We start from the raw sequence: 1,917 nt of genomic DNA on the forward strand, positions 1-1,917 counted from the left end.
TCTTCGCGCAGGTGCACGGTGATGCCGTCGCCGCCCGCCTCCTGCACGATCCTGACCGCGCGCATCGGATCGGGATGGTCCCCGCCGCGCGCGTTGCGGATGGTGGCGACATGATCGATGTTGACGCCAAGGCGCAGGTGCCCGCTCACGCTGCCAGCGCCTCCTTGCGGCTGCCGGGTTTTACGGCAGGGATGGCAGCGAGCTCGGCGGGCAGGGCGTCGGCGGCGAAGGTCGGGAAGTTGAGCGTCAGCAGCGGGTAGAAGGGCACGCCCAGTGAGGCTTCGCCCGCTGACCGGTCCACCAGCGATCCGGCGGCGATGACATTGCCGCCTGCCGCGTTCACCGCCGCGATGGCTTCACGCGATGACAGGCCGGTGGTGACGACATCCTCGATCAGCAGCACTTTCTGGCCCGGATTGATGGTAAACCCCCTGCGCAGCTCGAACACGCCCTCGGGGCGCTCGACGAACACCGCCTCGACGCCCAATGCGCGGCCCATTTCATGGCCGATGATCAGCCCGCCCATCGCGGGCGAGACCACCAGTTCGATCTGGCTGCGGATATCGCGCGGCATCCGGGCGGCCAGCGCGCTGGCGAGGCGCGAGGCGCGCATCGGCTCCATCAGCACGCGCGCGCATTGCAGATAATGTGCGCTGTGACGGCCTGAAGAGAGGATGAAATGCCCCTCCAGCAGCGCCTGGCTCGCGCGAAACTCTGCCAGAATGTCTTCATCCTGCATGACCACATCACCTTTACCGTAGCGTTATCCATGCTGCGCTGCGCTTTGCACGCATTTGCACAAAAAATATCCCTAGTTTGGCTTGAGACTGGCGGCAAGCCTGCGTATATGCAGGCGTGCTATGACGCACACATGGCAGTGATCCGGCGCATCGTGGGACGCGGACGGATGCCCTGCCCAATAGGGACATTCGACGAATGGCGCTCGTATTTTGGACGAAATCGCTCGGTTTCGCAGCCGTAATGGCTATCTCATCGCATGCATTGGTGGCGCAAACGCCGCCGGCACCGCCTGTGACTGCGCCAACCGCATCGGTTGCAGCGACTCCGGCCGAGACTGCGCCCGCCGAGGCCGCGCCCGCCGAGGCTGCATCCGGTGCCGCAGGGCTTGATGCCAGCTACACGCCGATGGCACCGACCCCCGGCAAGGGCATGCCGGTCGATGGCGGCATGGATTTCCAGAAACAATATACCGAACTTGGCGAGTATGCCTATTGGCTCGACACGATTGTGCTGTTGCCGATCATCATCGCGATTTCGCTGCTGGTGCTGGGGTTGTTAATCTGGGTGATGGTGCGTTACCGCGCCGCCGCCAACCCCAATCCGTCGCGGGTGACCCACAATACCACGATCGAAGTTATCTGGACGCTGGTCCCGGTGCTCATTCTGGTCGGCATCGCGGTGCCGTCGATCGATCTTCTCGCCAAGCAATACAAGCCTGCGCCCGCAAGCGCGGTGACCGTTAAGGTGACTGGTTATCAGTGGTATTGGGGCTATAACTACCCCGATAATGGCGATTTCGAGGTGATCTAGAACATGCTGAGCCAAGAAGATGCGATCAAGAGCGGCGAGCCGTTCCAGCTCGCGGTCGACAACCGCATGGTGGTCCCCGCAGGCGAACCGATCCGCGTCATCACCACTGCGTCCGATGTGATCCACAGCTTCGCGGTCCCCTCGCTGTGGTTCAAGATGGACTCGGTGCCGGGCCGCTCGAACGAAAAGATGCTGATCATCAAGGAGCCGGGCGTTTATTATGGCCAGTGTTCCGAACTGTGCGGCGCGCGGCACGGCTTCATGCCGATCGCCATCGAGGCACTGCCGCGTGACCGGTTCGACGCATGGGTGCGCGCGCAGGGCGGCACCGTCGCCAGCGATGCGCCGGCGCCAGCGGCTGAACCC

General features: G+C 63.6%; 2 protein-coding genes and 1 pseudogene. 1 reads left to right on the top strand and 2 read right to left on the bottom strand.

The window, feature by feature from the left end:
• Window positions 1–149, bottom strand: a 149-nt coding sequence (locus ACEW8G_RS13085; RefSeq protein WP_373488852.1) for a pyridoxine 5'-phosphate synthase, incomplete at its 3' end; no start/stop codon positions are given.
• Complete coding sequence (gene pyrE / locus ACEW8G_RS13090; RefSeq protein ID WP_373488851.1) at window positions 146–739, bottom strand: orotate phosphoribosyltransferase; 594 nt, start codon at window positions 737–739, stop codon at window positions 146–148. The genes pyrE and ACEW8G_RS13085, both read right to left, overlap by 4 nt.
• Before the next feature lie 197 nt (window positions 740–936).
• Between pyrE and coxB the strand changes: the two are divergent.
• Window positions 937–1,917, top strand: a pseudogene (coxB, locus tag ACEW8G_RS13095) (cytochrome c oxidase subunit II); the annotation flags it as partial.

Source organism: Blastomonas sp. (genome assembly GCF_041747255.1).
Lineage (GTDB): Bacteria > Pseudomonadota > Alphaproteobacteria > Sphingomonadales > Sphingomonadaceae > Blastomonas.